A 17442-nucleotide genomic window follows, 5' to 3' on the forward strand; every position below is an offset into this window, starting at 1 on the left:
ATGAAAAGAATAAAAGAAGCCTTGGCAGGGATAGTGAAGAAAGCAGTATTTACGGTCTACCTTTTTACGGTGATAGCGCCGACGGGTGTGTACGGACAGGGGCGGAGAGAAGGGTCGCGCGGCGTGAAGAGAGAAGCAAGCGAGCTCGTAGCGCAAAAGGTCATTGGGGAAGAGGGAGGCGTGTTAGAGGCGGAAGGAGTGAGATTTGTTATTCCTCGCGGAGCAGTGGAAGAGGCAACAAAGATAACGATTAGCCGACTGTATGAAGTAGCAGAGGGAGGAGAAGTAAAGAACGTAACGGCAGGCTTTGGCGGATGGCGGTTTTTACCGAAGGGGATGAAGTTTAAAAAAGCGTGTGAGCTATCGCTTGAGTACGACGAGCGGATAGAAGCAGAATACGCGGAAGAGATATACACGTACTATTACGATGAGAAAGAGAAGCGGTGGGTTGCATTAGAGCGAAAGAGAGTCGATGAGGAAGGGAAGCGGATCGAATCGTATACGGATCATTTTACGGATATGATCAACGGGACATTGAGTTTACCGGAGAGCCCTGAACCGGTGCGTGTGAACTTAAACAGCATCAAGGAATTAAAAGCGGCGGATGCGGCAGGCGGGATAGAGGGAATAGAAGGATTACAAGGGGGAAGTGAAGGAAGCGCGGCGTTCGGTATAAAGCTCAAAGTACCGGAAGGAGTGAAAGGGATGGCACCTGAGCTGTCGTTACGCTATGCGAGCGGAAGCGGCTGGGGACTATTAGGGAAGGGATGGAGTTTAGGAGGAATAGAAAGCATAAGCATCGACACGCGGTTTGGCTTACCTGAGTATAACGGGAAGGATACGTACCTAGTGGAAGGCAGCCGTGTGAGGTATGAAGGGGGAGCGTGGATAAAGGAGCAGGAGCAGCGGTATGAACGGATAGCAAACGGCTGGGTCGAAGGGAGAGGAGTAAGTGAAAATTACTTTGAGGTAACGGGAAAAGACGGAGGGGTAAAGATATACGGGAAAGAAAGGTGGAGCGGCAAAGGAGCAGGTGCAAAATATATTTATTATTTGGATCGGGAGAGAGACAGCTTCGGAAACGAGGTACAGTATGTGTACAAGAAGGAAACCGGAGCAGAGGGTGAAGAGGTACTTCTTGAACAGGTTATCTACGGAAAAGAGAGAGATCGAAAGGTAACCATAGCGTATGAAGGAAGAGGAGATACGCGGATAGACGGACGGGGAAAGTATGTGAGGAAAGAGAGTAAGCGGATAGCGAGCATCGAGATGAGCGTCGGTGGGCGGGCGATAAGAGCATACGGCTTTGAATATAGAGAGAATGAGATGGGAGAGAGCCTTCTTGAAAGGATAGCAGTGAAGGGAGAAGGAGAAGCAGCGGGGTATGGGTATGAATTCGGGTATGAGCAAGCAGAGACGGATGAGAGGGGAAGGATAAAAGTATTCGGAGAGACGGAAGGGTGGGAAAGAAGCGGGAGCATAGCGGAAAGCGTACACATAAGCGGAGGAGGAAGCGGCAGCGGAGGAGCGGGAGTGAACTTTGGAGGCGCCGTGTCGATATCGGGAGGCATGACCGCTTCTGCCGGAAGCGGGAGTGGGCATAGTAAGCGGAATTTTGTGGATGTAACTGGAGACGGGATAGCGGACATTGTGGAGTGGAAGAAAGGGGAAATAAGGATATATGAAGGGAAAAAACGCAGCGACGGAAAGATAGGATATGAGAGGGCTGAGTACTTTGACGGGAAGGCTTTAAAGGGGCTTTATTTAAGTGAGAATGAGGATTGGAACTGGAGCGTCGGCGGGAAGGTAGACATCAATGTTGGAATCAGGGATGTAAATGCCGGAACGGGTAGGGGATTAACGAAGCAGTGGAGCCGCGGGGAGAGCAAAAGCGAATTTACGGATGTGAATCGGGACGGATATGTGGATTTTGTGTCGAAGGGAAGATACTACGAAAACGATAGGGGAAGGGGCTTTAAAGAAGGAGTCGGTTTACAGGGAGTGGAGAAAGTAGGGCTGGGGGTTAGTGAAGCAGAGAAGAGGGAAGCGGAAAAAGGGCATTATTTTCAAGAAGGGGTACAAGCGTGGCGGAGTGCGGTCAGCGGGAAAGTTGAGATAGGAGTAGAAGTAAAAGAAATAGGGGCAGGACAGTTAAGCGTGTGGAAGGGGACGAATAAAGAAGGAGTGAAGATCGGAGAATGCAGGGAAAAGAAGGCGTATGTTTTTACAGAAGCGGTGAGACGGGGCGAATATATTTATTTTGCGACGGAAACGGATAACAAGGCAGAAATCGGAGAGAGCGTCAAAGCGGGGATACGGATACGGTACAGCGAATACCAAAGAGATGAGTTACTGGGAGCGCATATAGCGTACCAGCTGCCTGAAAGGCTCACTGTTGCGCAGATTGATGAAACATGGAAAAGATACTATGAAGCAGATCCCGGGGGAAGCGGGGAGTGGAAACTTAAAGCGGGGAATTACGTTACGCGGCTTGATGAGGAAGCGATAGAAAAGATACTGGAAAAAGGGTATTACACATACATCGGCAGTGAGATAGGAAAAGATGCCTTTGAAGCATTTTATAACGGACTGGGAACAGATACTGCAAAAGAAAGCCTAAAAAAGAGTATGGAATACGACGGGGGCTTTGAACAGTATGTGTACGACGGGCAAGAGAGCGGCGCTACACTGAACAGTGATGTAATCAAAAAGATGAGTGAAGCCGAGCAAAAAGAAGCGGCAGGGTATAAAAACGTTGACGGAGGCGTGAAGTACCCGCTGTATTATGAGGATGGGAAAGCCTACTACCGCGATAGGCTGACCTTGAAAACGAATAGCGAGCGGGAAAAAGGAGCGCGAGGTTACGAAGATACGGAAGGGATAGCAGTAGGAGCAATCAACGGGAAGACGTACCGGCTGGGCAAGGAAGGAGGAACGCTTGTTCTGTATGAGCAGGGAAAGAGAAAAGAAGAAGCGATTATAACGAAAGAGGGTGATACGGTAAAGGCGGTAGTGGATGGGCGGAATAAAACAGGGTATGAGTTTTCGATTGTGCTTGAGGGGAGAACACTCGGGAAGATAATCAGTGAGCAAGAATATGAGAAAGGGATGGGCGATATTGTCGAGCGCGGTATCGAATATCGTATCAGCCGGGTAGAAGGCTTGAGTGAAGCTGCGTATGAGAAGATAAAGGATAAAACAGTTATCAAAAACGCCCAAATGGTTGCGATCGGAACGCTGTATGAGAAAGCGGGAAATAAGCGGCGGCTAAAGGAAAGTGAAGGAGCCCTCGTTATACAAGCGATAGCAGAGGCGTTAAAAGAAGCGCGGAGCGGGATTAAAGTTATTATCGAGCAGAGAGAAGCAGGAGAGGTACGGATACGGGAGGTTGGGGTATTCACAGCGGAAGAGAAAGAGGCAATTGGAAGAGAGTATTTTGAAGCGATTGGAAGCTTGTATCAAATAAAGAGCGGGATAGGAGAAGCTGAACGTGCGCAGCTAGAGAAGAAGCTGAAGCGGTATGAAAGTGAGGCGTATGATTTTCCATACTTTACGTATGATGGGGCAAAGAAAGAATACCGGACAACAAAAGAGCACCTTGAGAAAGAAGAAGTGAGGAAGTTTTTAGCGTATGTAGAAAGCTATTATTACGAGGAAGTGGGGGTGGTAGTAGAGTACCCGCAGGAGAGCCGGTATCCGGTACGAGACGGGAAGATAGCAATAGTGAAGATACAAGGGGGGCAGGTCGTAACAGTCGAGGAAGAGATAGCTGTGTACCGAGGAAATGAGAACTATGAAAGCGGGAAGTATGAAGGGACTGCCGGCATAGAAGGCTTTAACCGGCATGAGCGGATGTATGGCGGAGGGAAGCGGTGGTATTACGGACTGTATTCGAGGTGGGGGGAACAAAAGTTCAGTATTGCTTCTCTTTTTGCACCGAATGAGTATGATGAAAGCGCGGCCTATAAAGACGAGAATGTTGCTGAACGAAAGAAGCAAAATATTAAAGAGAGCCAGAAAAATGGTGAAGAAGAGAAAAATAAGTTTGCCAAGACGCTGAAAGAGAATGGAAACGAGGAAGCGATTGGAGAGACGGTAAAAGCAGAAGTAATGCAGAAGATACAGGAAGGGGTGACACTGGGCGGGTATATTCCGGTGCAGAGATATCAAACATACGTAAAGAAAGGTCAGGAGAGCGAACCGAAAGGAGAAGCGCCGAAGAAGGAAAGGAGAAGCGGACTTGTTTTTTCAAAAGAAAGCCTTATCGGAGCGTTTGCGAGCACGAGTGAAAACGGTTTTGATAGAGAGGGAGAAGTTTCGAGCACCATTCATTACTATGCAGCGTATATTGATAATGAAGTGCTGCACTCAAGCCGGATCACCGGGGGGGCATACAAAAACCTGCCGTGGGTAAAGGACGGAGGCTTTGCCCTTTCCGCGAACGAGAGCAGTAGTTTTGATAAAACACTCGAAGCACACGCGGGTGTGTCAGTCGCATCGATCAATGCCAGTGTCGGTTTTAATAAGGGAGAAAGTAAGCAGGTACAAAGCTATCAAGACATCGATGGGGATGGGTACCCTGATATAGTAAAAACAAGCAGCGGAGGCCTGAGCGTCCAGTACGGGAATGCAGAAGGAGTCTTTCAGAAGAAGAAAGGAGGTATACAGGGAGGAGCACTGTCGACTAATAGTAATGAATCGAAAGTATTTGGAGCGGGTATAGGGCTTTCAGGATCGGTCGGGGTAATCAGAGATACTGAAGGGAGAGTTAAAAGCATTACACTGGAACCGGCCGGTTCGACACCGCATGGCGCGAGTGTGAATGAGGGAGTAAACTATTCCAGAGGCTGGCAGCAGCAGACAGGTGGATTAGTAGACATAAACGGAGATGGGCTACCCGATTACCAAACGGCAGCAGGAGCGAAGCTAAACCTTGGAGAAGAATTTAGAGCGGTAGGGGCGTGGCAGGCAGTGAACGTATCGGAAGGAAGCGTTAAAAGCGGCGGGGGAAACTTCGGCATAGGAGTGAGTGCCGGGGCGAAGGCGAATTATGGCGGAGGAAACCTAGGGGTCAACGTGAATATCAGCCAGACGGCCACAGAATCCCTTATAGCAGACATCAACGGAGACGGGTTACCGGACGTATTAAAAGTAAAGGAAGACGGCAGCTATGCCGTCAAACTGAACTATGGAGCAGGCTTTGACGGGAAAGAAAAGACAATAGAGATACGGAATATCGAAGGGGCAGAGTACGCTGCGTATTATAACCGTGTAGTGGCGGATCTTGTGGGGACATCCGAGAAGATACAGGTACCGTACCGGCCGGAAAATATGAATAAGAGTACCGAAAGAAGTGAAATAGAAAAGTTATTACAGATACCGAAAGCATTGGAGTTTAACACAAGCCAAAGTGTGGGAGTCTCCGGAGGATTATCGGGACAGATAGGGTTTCTTGTGTGGGTAGGGATTTTTATTACCTGTAACTTTTCAGGTGGAGTGAATGGAACCTATAGCAAAAGCGAAGTGAGCTTACGCCTCTTTGACGTAGACGGGGACGGCCTCGCCGACAGGGTCTTCAACATCGGAGGCTCCGATAAGCTGTATGTACAGCGGAACAAGTTAGGGAAAGTAGGACTATTAAAAACGATACACCTTCCGACCGGCGGCAGCTATGAGATAGAGTATCAAAGAGTAGGGAACACACGGGAGCTGCCGCAGAGTAAGTATGTGCTAAGCAGCGTCACAATGAACTCAGGGCTGCAGAGTAAGAGCGGAAACATACAATCGTACCGCACAACCTACACCTACAAAGACGGCTACTATGACCGCAAAGCAAAAGAGTTCTACGGGTTTAAGACGGTAAAAGCAGTAACGGGAACGGGAAAGACGAGCGAGACGGAGTATTACATTGATGCCTATTACCGCAAAGGGATGGTAAAAAAAGAGACGGTCAGCCATAACGGCATCGTTTATTCGATAAAAGAGTATGAAACGGATGAAGTCCCCCATGCACGGGTAAAGCGAGAGTGGAACACCATACGGGAAGGATACCGGTCGATACAAACGGAAAGCGATTATCGCTATGATCGATACGGTAACGTTACGGAGCTGGACGACAAGGGAGACGTCAGTAGAAGCGACGACGACATCATTGCCCGAATACGGTATTGGGACAGTGCCGATGAGCGGCGCTACTTTAAAGCGCACCCCGAACGGATAGAAGTGCTGGACGGCAAGAGCGGCAGGTTATTGCGGAAACGCGAAGGACGCTACGATAATAACACCGGTGCGATAACGGAACTAAAGCAATACATCTCAAGCGGCACGAGTCTTACCTACACGATAGACTGGGATGAGAAGGGAAACATTAAGACCCTGATAAGTCCCACAGGCAAGAAGGTAAGCTACCGCTACCAAGATGGGATATACCCGGTTAAAATAACGGAAGAAGGCAGTAAAGGCGGCACTCCGTACGAGAGTACGCTCCTGTGGGACAGTGCCTTAGGAGTAAAACTTGAAGAAACCGACAGCGCGGGTAACACCATGAAGTACCGCTACGACGGGTTCGGCCGCGTAACGGAAGTGAAAAGCCCTTACGATACCGGAAACGTACCTTACGCAAAGTACGAGTACCATACCCCTTCATCTTCTTTCTGGTACACGGTAACGGCAAATAAGCTGACTACCAAAGCAACGGACAAAGCCGTGATGAAAACGATAGTCATGCACGACGGCTTAGGCCGCGCCCTCTACACCGCGAAAGAAGGGGAAGTGTACCGAGAAGGAACCGCCGGAGAAACGAATGTCGGCTGGAATATATCAGGCGCAACCTACTACGATGAGGCGGGAAGAAAGATAAAAGAAGGAATGCCGTTCTTCTATGGCGGCGATTTACCGAATGAACTTGCCAACAAAGCCGTCTACGCAAGCGTCGAACAGTTCTATGAGCTGAACGACTTTACCAAGCTCCGCAACGAAACGGTATACACCTACGACGGCATAGACCGAGTAATAAAAACATTGTTGCCGGACGGAAGCGAACAGAAAAACGAGTACGCAATAGAAAACAGCCTACAGGTAACAACCGCAACCGACCCGCTTGAGAATAAGAGCGTTACGAAAAAAGACGCGCGCGGAAACATCCGCGAAGTCGAACGAAGGGACAAGGCAAACAACATCCTCACCAAAGGCAGATATGAATACTCTGTATTGGGCGAAATGCTTCGCGCATACGATGCGAACGAAAACATTGTCTCGGTAACATACGACCTGTTAGGGAGAAAAGTAGCCTTAGAAAGCAAAGACACCGGAAGGAAAGAATGGCGCTATGATAGCAAAGGCCTCCTTGAAGCGGAATCGGATTCACTGCTGCGTAGTAAACTCAGTGAGATACAGTACGTCTATGACGGTTTTGACCGGCTTATAAAGATAGACTACCCGTTTAGTGAAGACGTAACCTATGAATACGGCGAAGCAGGGCAAGTGGGTGCCGGAGAGATAATCCGCAAAAAAGATGAGAGCGGAGAGATACGCTACAAGTACGGGAAGTTAAGCGAAGTTGTAGAAGAGACACGAACGATTAAGCGTTACGAGGCGTTAAGCGAACCGGAAACGGCAACCTTTACCTACCGCTCCGACTACCTCGGCCGTATGCAGACCATGAAGTACCCCGATGGGGAGACCATTACCTATACCTACGACAAAGGCGGACAGCTCAAAGGCGTAAGCGGTGTAAAAAACACGGTAAAAGGAAGTGAAACCTATTCCTATATTGATACGATTGTCTATGACGAACACGGGCAGAGAGTCTACATCAAATACGGAAACGGCGTAGAGACCCGCTACCGCTATGACGACAAACGGCGGTGGCTGAAAGACATAGAGACGAGAAATAAGCAAACAGACGAGGTGTTCCAGAAAATCACCTATAGTTTTGACAAAGTCGGGAACGTCTTAGGCTACAGCAATGACGCAAGCGTGTACGAGACGAGCCAAAGTTACTCATACGACAACCTCTACCAACTTATCGGAGTAGAGGGGACAAGCAACCAATACAAAGCGATAAAAAGCTTTGGAAGCACACCGGTCAATGTCGCAAAATACAAGCAAGACTTTGCCTTTGACGGCATCGGAAACATGACAAAGAAGTCCAGTACCACAAACCTCCCCGGCGCCCGCGGTAACGCCTACCCGAAAGCAGAGCTTGACTACAGTCTTGATTACGAATACGACCCGGCCTATGCACACCGGCTCGTACACGCCGGAAACCGCTACTACCGCTATGATGCGAACGGCAACATCACGGCAGAAAAAGACGGCCCCTTTACCGAGGATGATGAGTTTATCTTTACCTACAGCTACGACCCTGACACCGACGTATACGGCGCCGACTACGGCTTCGGCCTTGACGCCCCGAAGGAGACAGAAGAGACGCGTCCTGAAAACCTATTTGCATACCGCCGTAACTACACGTGGAATGAGAAGAATCAGTTAACGAAGTCAAGCGATCGTACGTACACCGTACACTACCGCTACGGTGAGGACGGGCAGCGAGCGCTCAAGTATACAGAAGAGGGACGTTCTGAAACGCTCTACTTTAATAACTTCTACACGATACACATCCCCGTGCAAGACAAAAACAATCCGCAGGGCTTGCGAGTGCATAAGCACATCTTTGTGGGTAACTCACGTCTTGTAACGGCAATGACACACACCGACAACAACGGAGATAATGCAGAGCAACGGGAGAAGCGCTACTACTACCATTCAGACCACTTAGGCAGCGCGCAGTTTGTAACCGACTGGAGAGGTAAACAATACGAGCACATCGAATACACACCTTACGGGGAACTGTGGATAGAAGAAGTAGCTGCGGGGTTAGACAAACTGCCGTTCAGGTTTACCGGCAAGGAGATGGATGAGGAGACGGGCTTATACTATTACGGAGCGCGCTACTTAGACCCGAAGTATAGTAGATGGTTGAGTGGAGACCCGGCGTTGGGAGACTACGTCCCAGCTGCAGGCACTGATCCGTCAAAGCTTGCGGGAATGGGCGGCGTATATAATACGGTCAATTTACATCTCTATCATTATGCGGGGAATAATCCTGTGAAATTCCTAGATCCGACAGGATTATATGATGAAGAAAACGGATATACAAAACAAGAGATAAAAGATTTTAAAAATATGAGTGTAAAAGATCAATTGGCTTATTTAAAAAGTGAAGTTGGTAGTGTAAAAAAAGGAACAACAGCAGCTGGTGCAAAGGCTGGATTTATGCGAACTCAACTAAAAAATAATATGAAATTACATGGATTGTTTTTTAGTATGTCTGGTGATGAAAAATTTATGAATGAGGATTTACGTTCATTTTTGAATCTGAATTCAGAGGGTAAAAATGAATATTCAAGAGCAGATATGGAAAAAGGTGGATGGTTTCAAATGATTCCATATCTGGGAGATAATGAACATCAGCGTAATCAAAATGGTGGAAGAAATGTAAAATTCTGCAATACAGATGGACGTGAAGCTATTTTCGATGCACAAGACAATTATATTGGAACAGAAATAGATTCTTCAACATATAATTATGGCTATGTTTCACGATTTAATCCAATATGTATAACATTAGGAAGTACCCATGGACAATATGATATGAAGCCGTTCTTCCGCCAAACTGGTACTAAACCATTTTATTGGAGCATGAGCGTTGGTTCTAATTATGGATTTAATTCAAGGTAACTTAGATGTCAAAAGTAATTAAACGCCCTATATTAGTATTAATTTGTCTTTTTTTAGTTTTTTCTTTATTTGAACAACGCAAATATTATGAGTTTACTTGTAAAAATGATACAAGTATGAAGAATATATTTAATTCAACTCAAATAAATCAGTTATCAAAAAAAGACTCTATTATGAGGATATCTGTTGGTAATGTAATCTTCTTAAAAACTCAGCATTTGGGTTTTAGGATTTTTGCTAAACAGAATTTTAGGCAAGTACGCATCAATCAACTTGAAATTTTATATGACAATAAACATAGAATTTTAAAAAAGCATAATGTTTATAAACCAGATGATTCTAACAAGAATAGGGTTATTTTCAAAAATTATGAAGTTGATGGCATTAATTATTCAGGAGTTGAAAAATTAATATTCTCTGATTTTAATACAAAAAACTTTTGTTGGGTAAATTTTTATAATATGTTTAAATGGCGACATGGAAAGTTGAATGATAAATTCCCTGTAAAAATTGTCTGCCATTATTCATTAGATGAAGAAAATTACACAGAAGAAATTGACTACATAGTAGAATGCAAAGAAGCATATCCATCTCGGTTATACAAGATTTTTTTTTAATCATTTAACTCAACAGAGTAAAAATTAAAACTCCGTAGTTTTCAAAAAAACTGCGGACTACCTACCGTACAAATTTACCGGCAAGGAGATGGATATGGTGGAGCCTTGGTTTTAGGAACTTGGGATTTGAATGCTCAAAATAAATCGGGTTCCCCGAATAGTTTGAGTGGTATTGGTGTTGGAGGTGCTGTATGGTGGTCTGCAACAGGGGTATGGAAAATTCATGAGGGGAAAAAATAAAATATGTATTTAGAGTGGATGAAAAAACATTTATTAATAATGACAATATTACAGTTTAGTTTAGTAATATTTGTACTAGTTTTTAAGCAAGAGTTTCGCTATGAAATATATTTAACTTCATTTTTAGGAGGTTCGTTTTGGGGCGTATTACAATATATTATTTGTAAGTTAGCTTATAAAAATTCAAAAAGTTTGAAGATAAATTTGATGCTTGTTATGTGGGATATATTTTTCTATTTTTCTGTTGTATTATCACTTCGAAATTCAAATGCGATAATTCAGATTATGGTTATTTTGTTCTTAGTTAGAACAGAATTAACAATCTTTTCTAGAAAGTTTAATATAAAAGGGAAATAGGTAGAGGGTAAGGCAAAATAACTAAGATTGGGAATTGAGCAATACAAATACGAACTGTGAAATAGAAAGAAATAATTATATGGATATAAAAGATTACTTTTATCAGCGTAACTATTCTCTCCCCCGGACAGCGATTGAAGCAGAAATCCTTTTTGCCGCGCGTATAATGCAAGTGCGGTTTTTGAAGCGCTTAAGCGGAAAAACACCGCTTAAACAAAACAGCAGCGGCGAAAAGATTGGAGCGGAAAGCGCGGTGCTGCATTTTGTTTTCTTTATAGTAATAGTAAACAAAATGCAGCAGTCCGCCAAAGAAGGATGCTTATTAAAAAGAAACACTGTGTTGGAGGTTTTTCCGCTTACGGCAGGGATTGCCGGAAGCGGAAAAACGGTGCCTTTTGAAAAGAGGCGGAGCAGATACAAGGAGACAGCCGAAAATAAAGCGGAGGCGTATCGGGTATACGTCGAGCATTTATTTTCGGCGTGCGACGCCGTAGATGCCCGCATATTTTCAAAAGGGGACGGGAACATGACAAGGAAGATAAGCACCACGAACCTCCCCGGCGGGCGCGGTAACGCCTACCCGAAAGCCGACCTTGACTACAGTCTTGATTACGAATACGACCCGGCCTACGCCCACCGGCTTGTACACGCCGGGAACCGGTACTACCGCTATGACGCAAACGGCAATATCACGGCAGAAAAAGACGGCCCCTTTACCGAAGACGATGAGTTTATCTTTACCTACAACTACGACCCCGACACCGACGTCTACGGCACCGACTACGGCTTCGGCCTTGACGCCCCGAAAGAGACGGAAGAGAGTCATCCTGAGAACCTATTTGCATATCGCCGTAACTACACGTGGAACGAGAAGAACCTCCTCACTAAATCGAGCGACCGAACCTACACGGTACACTACCGCTACGGTGAGGATGGGCAGCGAGCGCTCAAGTATACGGAGGAAGGACGTTCTGAAACGCTCTACTTCAATAACTTCTACACGATACATATCCCCGTGCAGGACAAAAACAACCCGCAGGGCTTACGAGTACATAAGCACATCTTTGTAGGGAACTCACGCCTTGTTACCGCGATGACGCACACCGATAACAACGGGGACAATGCCGAGCAGCGGGAGAAGCGGTACTACTACCACTCAGACCACTTAGGAAGTGCGCAGTTCGTAACCGACTGGCGAGGCCGCCAGTACGAGCATATCGAGTACACGCCCTACGGAGAACTTTGGATTGAGGAAGTCGCGGCTGGCTTAGACAAGCTGCCGTTTAGGTTTACCGGTAAGGAGATGGACGAGGAAACGGGGCTGTATTACTATGGAGCCCGCTACCTTGACCCGAAGTATAGTAGATGGTTGTCGGGAGACCCGGCGCTATCTTACTATGTTGATGGAAAATCAAATGGTTCATCCGGTGGTATTTATAATCCAATAAATTTTAATCTTTATCATTATGCGGATAATAATCCGATTCGATATATTGATCCTACAGGTTTAGAAGAAGATGTTTCTGAGGCGGAAAGGCAATTAAAAGAACTGAGACAACTTGGAGAAGAAATGTTTTACAAAGGAACAATTAATGGAATAAATTTGTATACAGAAAATTATGAAGATGGTTGCTATGCTCGAGCAACTGTTATTGCAGGAGAATTGGAAAAATTGGGTTTTGGAGTAACAGATTATTCTTATGTTACATCTCCTGTTATGCCGGGAGTTATAAAGGCAGAAAAAGCGGCAAAAAGAGATCCTTCAAAAGTTCCCGATAAAGATTCAGAAGGTAATTTTAATCGCTATAGATTTCATGTAGCAGCTACAGTTATTATTGATGGAAAGAAATATGTAGTAGACCCGTATTATCATAAGTCGTGGTTATCAATATCGGAACAAGAAGATTGGTATTCTTGTCAATATCCAAGGGGAACGTCTACACAACCCGCACATGATAAAAGTGAAAATCTGATTGGACCTCCGGCTATGACTTCGTGGAAAACACGAAGTAGTTATACAGGAACATTATCTATAAATGAATATGCTCAGGGATGGTTAAAGAATTATGATTCTGTAAAAAGAGATAATGAAAAAAACAAAAAGAACAATAATCCATATATATGGAGTGGCAAATGAAAAGAAAATTTTTAATAATAGGATTATTTATGATTTTTCAGATAAAGGCTCGTTGCTTTTCAGGGATAGTTTTTTGGGAATATGATAAAAAAGATACATATGATATAATAGTTTCAAAAAATTATAATGAATTGATTAAAGAAAAAGCATGTTCATTTTTTGTATCTTTTGATAAATGCTTGAAGTATGATAAAGAGGTATTGGAATTTTATTACTCAGATGAAGAAATAATGAATACGAAAATACAATTAAGAGATTATGATATTGGAAATGCATATTTTTCTGTTGTTGTTAATAATGAAATTGTATTAACGGGATTAAACAGACTTGGGTACTTTGGTGCAAAAATGTTAAAAGAGGATAGTGAGAATGTAATATATATATGTTGGATAGGAGTTAATATAAAGAGATTTAAATTAACAACAGATTATACAGCTGCATTTAACATGTGTTTGGATCAAGAAAAAGATTTAAAAAAAATTTGTACTAAAAAAATAGATGATTACTTTCTTAAAGAATAATAAAAGAGTAAAGATTAAACCTCATAATTTTTGTAAAATTGTTTAAGTCACTGCTGTAAGCTCCTAATATCGAAATAGTATTTTACAATTTGCCATTAGTGCATTATAATAAAACAGTTTGAAAGAAATCTCTGCAAGATATTCCCATGGAATATTTTGCAGTTTTGCTCTTTGACAATTCAGCAGCGACTACATTCCAAAAGCCCCGATAGACGACGAAGCCAAGAAGCACAACGAGAACCTGCCTGGCATGGGCGGGGTGTTTAATGTTGTGAACTTGCACCTATACCACTACGCGGGCATCGGGCAGCGAAGCGATAGCGAGCTTCAAGCCAATAATCCGGTTAAATATGTGGATCCTACCGGTAAGTTTTTTATTATTGATGATTTAATAGGGGCGGTAATTCAATCAATTCGTGATAATAATTGGTCAAATTTTGGAGAGAAGTTTAAATCCAATTTTATTAATACATGGAAATTGATCGGTCATTCAATATTGATGTTGCCGCAGACATTGTGGTTTGGGCCTCAAGAAATTCTCGGATTACTATTAGGGTATGGCTTTATTCTCGGATCGGGGGGAACCGTTGATTGGGATGGCGGTTTTAAATATGTAAACCTCCCAAACCGTGATGATGGAATAACATTAGGGAGCATTGGTATGGGACATCCTTCATTCAAATCGCATGAAAAAGGACATTATTACCAATCGTGGATATTGGGGCCGTTATATTTATTTGTCATAGGAATTCCAAGTATTATTCATGCGGCGATGCATAATACAAATAAATGTAATAGATGCAATGAACTTAAAGAAAATGGAGACGACGATCCTTATAAGCATTTTTGGACGGAGCAATGGGCTGAAAAATACAATAAAGACAAGAATAAAGAAGAAAAAAAATAATTGAAATAAGGAGTGCTGTATGAGAAAAATATACATAATATGTATAGCCGTAATAACGATGAGTCTAACATCATGTCTTCCTAGTGCGAGACTTTATATACTCAATGCAACTGATGACCATATTTTAGTGGAAGTAAAAACTATCTATCAAGTGTCAACTGATAAACTATATGATGTTCACGTTACTTATGACGGACTAATGGCTTTTAAGTACAAAGAAGAAAGTTCCTTTGGCCCCTCTATAGCATTGGCGCCGATAGTTATTAAACCTTCCGGGTTTGCCCGCTTAGTTTGGCGGCCGGCTAATTCTGATATTCTGTATAGTATGGGGTTTGGTGATTCTTTTTCACGAGATGAAGATGGTAAAGAATTTATAGATATGGATAAAATTATTAAAGCATTAGATACGGTGTTTATTGAAATGAATGTGTATAAAATTGTGCCGAATGAGGATGGAAAGGAATTGTTATATACCAAAAAAGATATTTTGAATGAGAAAAATATCTTTTTTACAGTATTCAATTTGAAAAAAGACATTGAAATCGACAAAAAATACAAAAAATTCTTGAAAAGAGGTGGATTTGGAAATTCCAGTTATATAGTTATAAGGGAAAAAACCGAAGAAGAAAAAAATGAAAACTAGTTATTGTAGTGTACAGTTTACCCGGTCTATCAGGTATCAAATGATAGCCTATGAGATTATAAAGAGCTCGTTATAAAACTTTACCCTCACTTCCCTCAGAACGAGTTACGGCCGTATGTGGGAAGCCATATCAAATCTGTACGTCCTTGTACAGATTTGATATCATGTTTTGCTGATGACAAAACATGATACTGTTTAGAACCACCACCATCCATGGCGGTATTGAAAGGGAAACTATTTTTTAAAGGTGAAAACAAATTGTTTTTATTCACAGCTTAATTATTCCCTCCCCCGGACAGCGATTGAAGCGGGAATCCTTTTTGCCGCGCGTATAATGCAAGTGCGGTTTTTGAAGCGCTTAAGCGGAAAAACACCGCGGGAACAAAACAGCAGCGGCGAAAAGATTGGAGCGGAAAGCGCGGTGCCGATACTTGTGTACCTTTGCATTGTATTAATAGTACACAAGTATCGGCAGTCCGCCAAAAGCATAACAATAAGAATTGCAAGAAACACTGTGCCGGAGGTTTTTCCGCTTACGATAGGAAGCGGAAAAACGGTGCCTTTTGAAAAGAGGCGGAGCAGATACAAGGAGACAGCCGAAAATAAAGCGGAGGCGTATCGGGTATACGTCGAGCATTTATTTTCGGCGTGCGACGCCGTAGATGCCCGCATATTTTCAAAAGGGGACGGGAACATGACAAGGAAGATAAGCACCACGAACCTTCCCGGCGCCCGCGGTAACGCCTACCCGAACGCAGAGCTAGACTACAGCCTCGATTACGAGTACGACCCCTCTTATGCACACCGGCTTGTGCACGCAGGAAACCGCTACTACCGCTATGACGCGAACGGTAACATAACGGCGGAAAAAGACGGCCCCTTTACCGAAGACGATGAGTTTATCTTTACCTACAGCTACGACCCGGAAACAGACGTATACGGCACCGACTACGGCTTCGGGCTTGACGCCCCAAAGGAGACGGAAGAGAGTCATCCTGAGAACCTATTCGCGTACCGGCGTAACTACACCTGGAATGAGAAGAATCTCCTCACTAAATCGAGCGACCGCAGCTACACCGTACATTACCGTTACGGTGAGGATGGCCAGCGCGCCTTAAAGTACACCGAAGAAGGGAGAAGCGAAACTTTATACTTCAATAACTTCTACACGATACACATCCCCGTGCAGGATAAGAATAACCCTCAAGGCTTGCGCGTACATAAGCACATCTTTGTCGGTAACTCACGCCTTGTTACGGCAATGACCCACACCAATAACAACGGAGACAATGCCGAGCAGCGCGAGAAGCGGTATTACTACCACAGTGACCACTTAGGCAGTGCGCAGTTTGTAACCGACTGGCGCGGTAGACAATACGAGCACATCGAATACACACCTTACGGGGAGCTCTGGATAGAGGAAGTCGCCGCAGGCTTAGACAAGCTGCCGTTTAGGTTCACCGGTAAGGAGATGGATGAAGAAACCGGGCTGTATTATTACGGAGCACGCTACCTTGACCCGAAGTACAGTAGGTGGCTGAGTGGCGACCCGGCACTAAACGATTACATACCGAAAGCGCCAATAGACGATGAGGCAAAGAAACATAACGAGAAACTGCCGGGAATGGGTGGGGTGTTTAATGTCGTGAACCTGCACCTGTACCACTACGCGGGGAATAATCCGGTGAAGTATACTGACCCGGATGGGAAGAGTGAAGAACTGGGTAGTGATGCAAGTGATCATCTATTGGTGAGAAAAACTGATGATGGCAAGCATGTTATTATAGATGGAGGCAATCGATATAACTATGTTGAACAAGCCCTTATAAACTATATAAATACAGGAGACGAGAGATATCTCAATCAAGTACCTAAAACTTCTGATCCGTTGGCAGTTGCTGGAATATCGGCTTTTATAGCAGATTATCTTGATAATAATGATACTAACAGTAACTCTATAGGAAGCAAGGGCGAAACGATGTTTGCAATTGCAATAGCTGTTGCCGGTTCATCAGGTGGAAATAGAGATGCGCACAACCGTCCATTTGCATCAACAAAAGAAGCAACAGCTGCAGCCGCAAAATTAGGCTTTTCAAAGACAAACTATTTTTCTGAAAGAGAGCCTGTATATAAAAAAGGACGTTTATATATAACCCCTGACAGAACATCACATAATGGAGGTGTATGGAAGATGGCTGATTCTGTAGCGGGTTTAAAACAATGAAGTACGCGTATGGGTACTTATGATGCGAATTTAAATAGGATAGGAGACTAGTGAT

The 17442-nt window shown here is 44.1% G+C and carries 5 protein-coding genes and 3 pseudogenes; all 8 read left to right on the plus strand.

What is annotated here, in order from left to right; genetic code table 11:
• The gene (locus QI63_RS06930) at nt 1–9741 is read left to right on the plus strand and encodes a toxin TcdB middle/N-terminal domain-containing protein (protein ID WP_162473322.1); all 9741 of its coding nucleotides are present in this window, start codon (nt 1–3) and stop codon (nt 9739–9741) included.
• A 5-nt stretch (nt 9742–9746) separates the two neighbouring features.
• Nucleotides 9747–10358 (plus strand): hypothetical protein, encoded by a 612-nt coding sequence (locus QI63_RS06935; protein WP_044015027.1) that lies wholly within the window; start codon nt 9747–9749, stop codon nt 10356–10358.
• Between the two features lie 676 nt (nt 10359–11034).
• Entirely contained in the window at nt 11035–13092 is a 2058-nt protein-coding gene (locus QI63_RS12665) for an RHS repeat-associated core domain-containing protein (protein ID WP_081984420.1), read from the plus strand.
• The gene (locus tag QI63_RS06950; RefSeq protein WP_044015031.1) at nt 13089–13613 is read left to right on the plus strand and encodes a hypothetical protein; all 525 of its coding nucleotides are present in this window, start codon (nt 13089–13091) and stop codon (nt 13611–13613) included. The genes QI63_RS12665 and QI63_RS06950 overlap by 4 nt, the downstream gene beginning before the upstream one ends.
• 187 nt (nt 13614–13800) lie before the next feature.
• Nucleotides 13801–14520: pseudogene (locus QI63_RS13315) on the plus strand (hypothetical protein); the annotation flags it as partial.
• A gap of 19 nt (nt 14521–14539) precedes the next feature.
• Nucleotides 14540–15163, plus strand: coding sequence for a hypothetical protein (locus QI63_RS13320; RefSeq protein ID WP_235619649.1), 624 nt, complete (start codon nt 14540–14542; stop codon nt 15161–15163).
• A gap of 334 nt (nt 15164–15497) precedes the next feature.
• Nucleotides 15498–16874 (plus strand): annotated as a pseudogene (locus tag QI63_RS12675) (RHS repeat domain-containing protein); the annotation flags it as partial.
• Nucleotides 16875–17246: 372 nt separating this feature from the next.
• Nucleotides 17247–17438: pseudogene (locus tag QI63_RS13535) on the plus strand (toxin C-terminal domain-containing protein); the annotation flags it as partial.
• Nucleotides 17439–17442: the final 4 nt, after the last annotated feature.

It is taken from the genome of Treponema sp. OMZ 838, assembly GCF_000775995.1.
GTDB lineage: Bacteria > Spirochaetota > Spirochaetia > Treponematales > Treponemataceae > Treponema.

What these genes read in the sequence shown, in the direction of transcription:
- QI63_RS06930 (WP_162473322.1), top strand. Translation starts at nt 1, where the DNA reads ATGAAAAGAATAAAAGAAGCCTTGGCAGGGATAGTGAAGAAAGCAGTA.
- QI63_RS06950 (WP_044015031.1), top strand. Translation starts at nt 13,089, where the DNA reads ATGAAAAGAAAATTTTTAATAATAGGATTATTTATGATTTTTCAGATA.
- QI63_RS13320 (WP_235619649.1), top strand. Translation starts at nt 14,540, where the DNA reads ATGAGAAAAATATACATAATATGTATAGCCGTAATAACGATGAGTCTA.
- QI63_RS12665 (WP_081984420.1), top strand. Translation starts at nt 11,035, where the DNA reads ATGGATATAAAAGATTACTTTTATCAGCGTAACTATTCTCTCCCCCGG.
- QI63_RS06935 (WP_044015027.1), top strand. Translation starts at nt 9,747, where the DNA reads ATGTCAAAAGTAATTAAACGCCCTATATTAGTATTAATTTGTCTTTTT.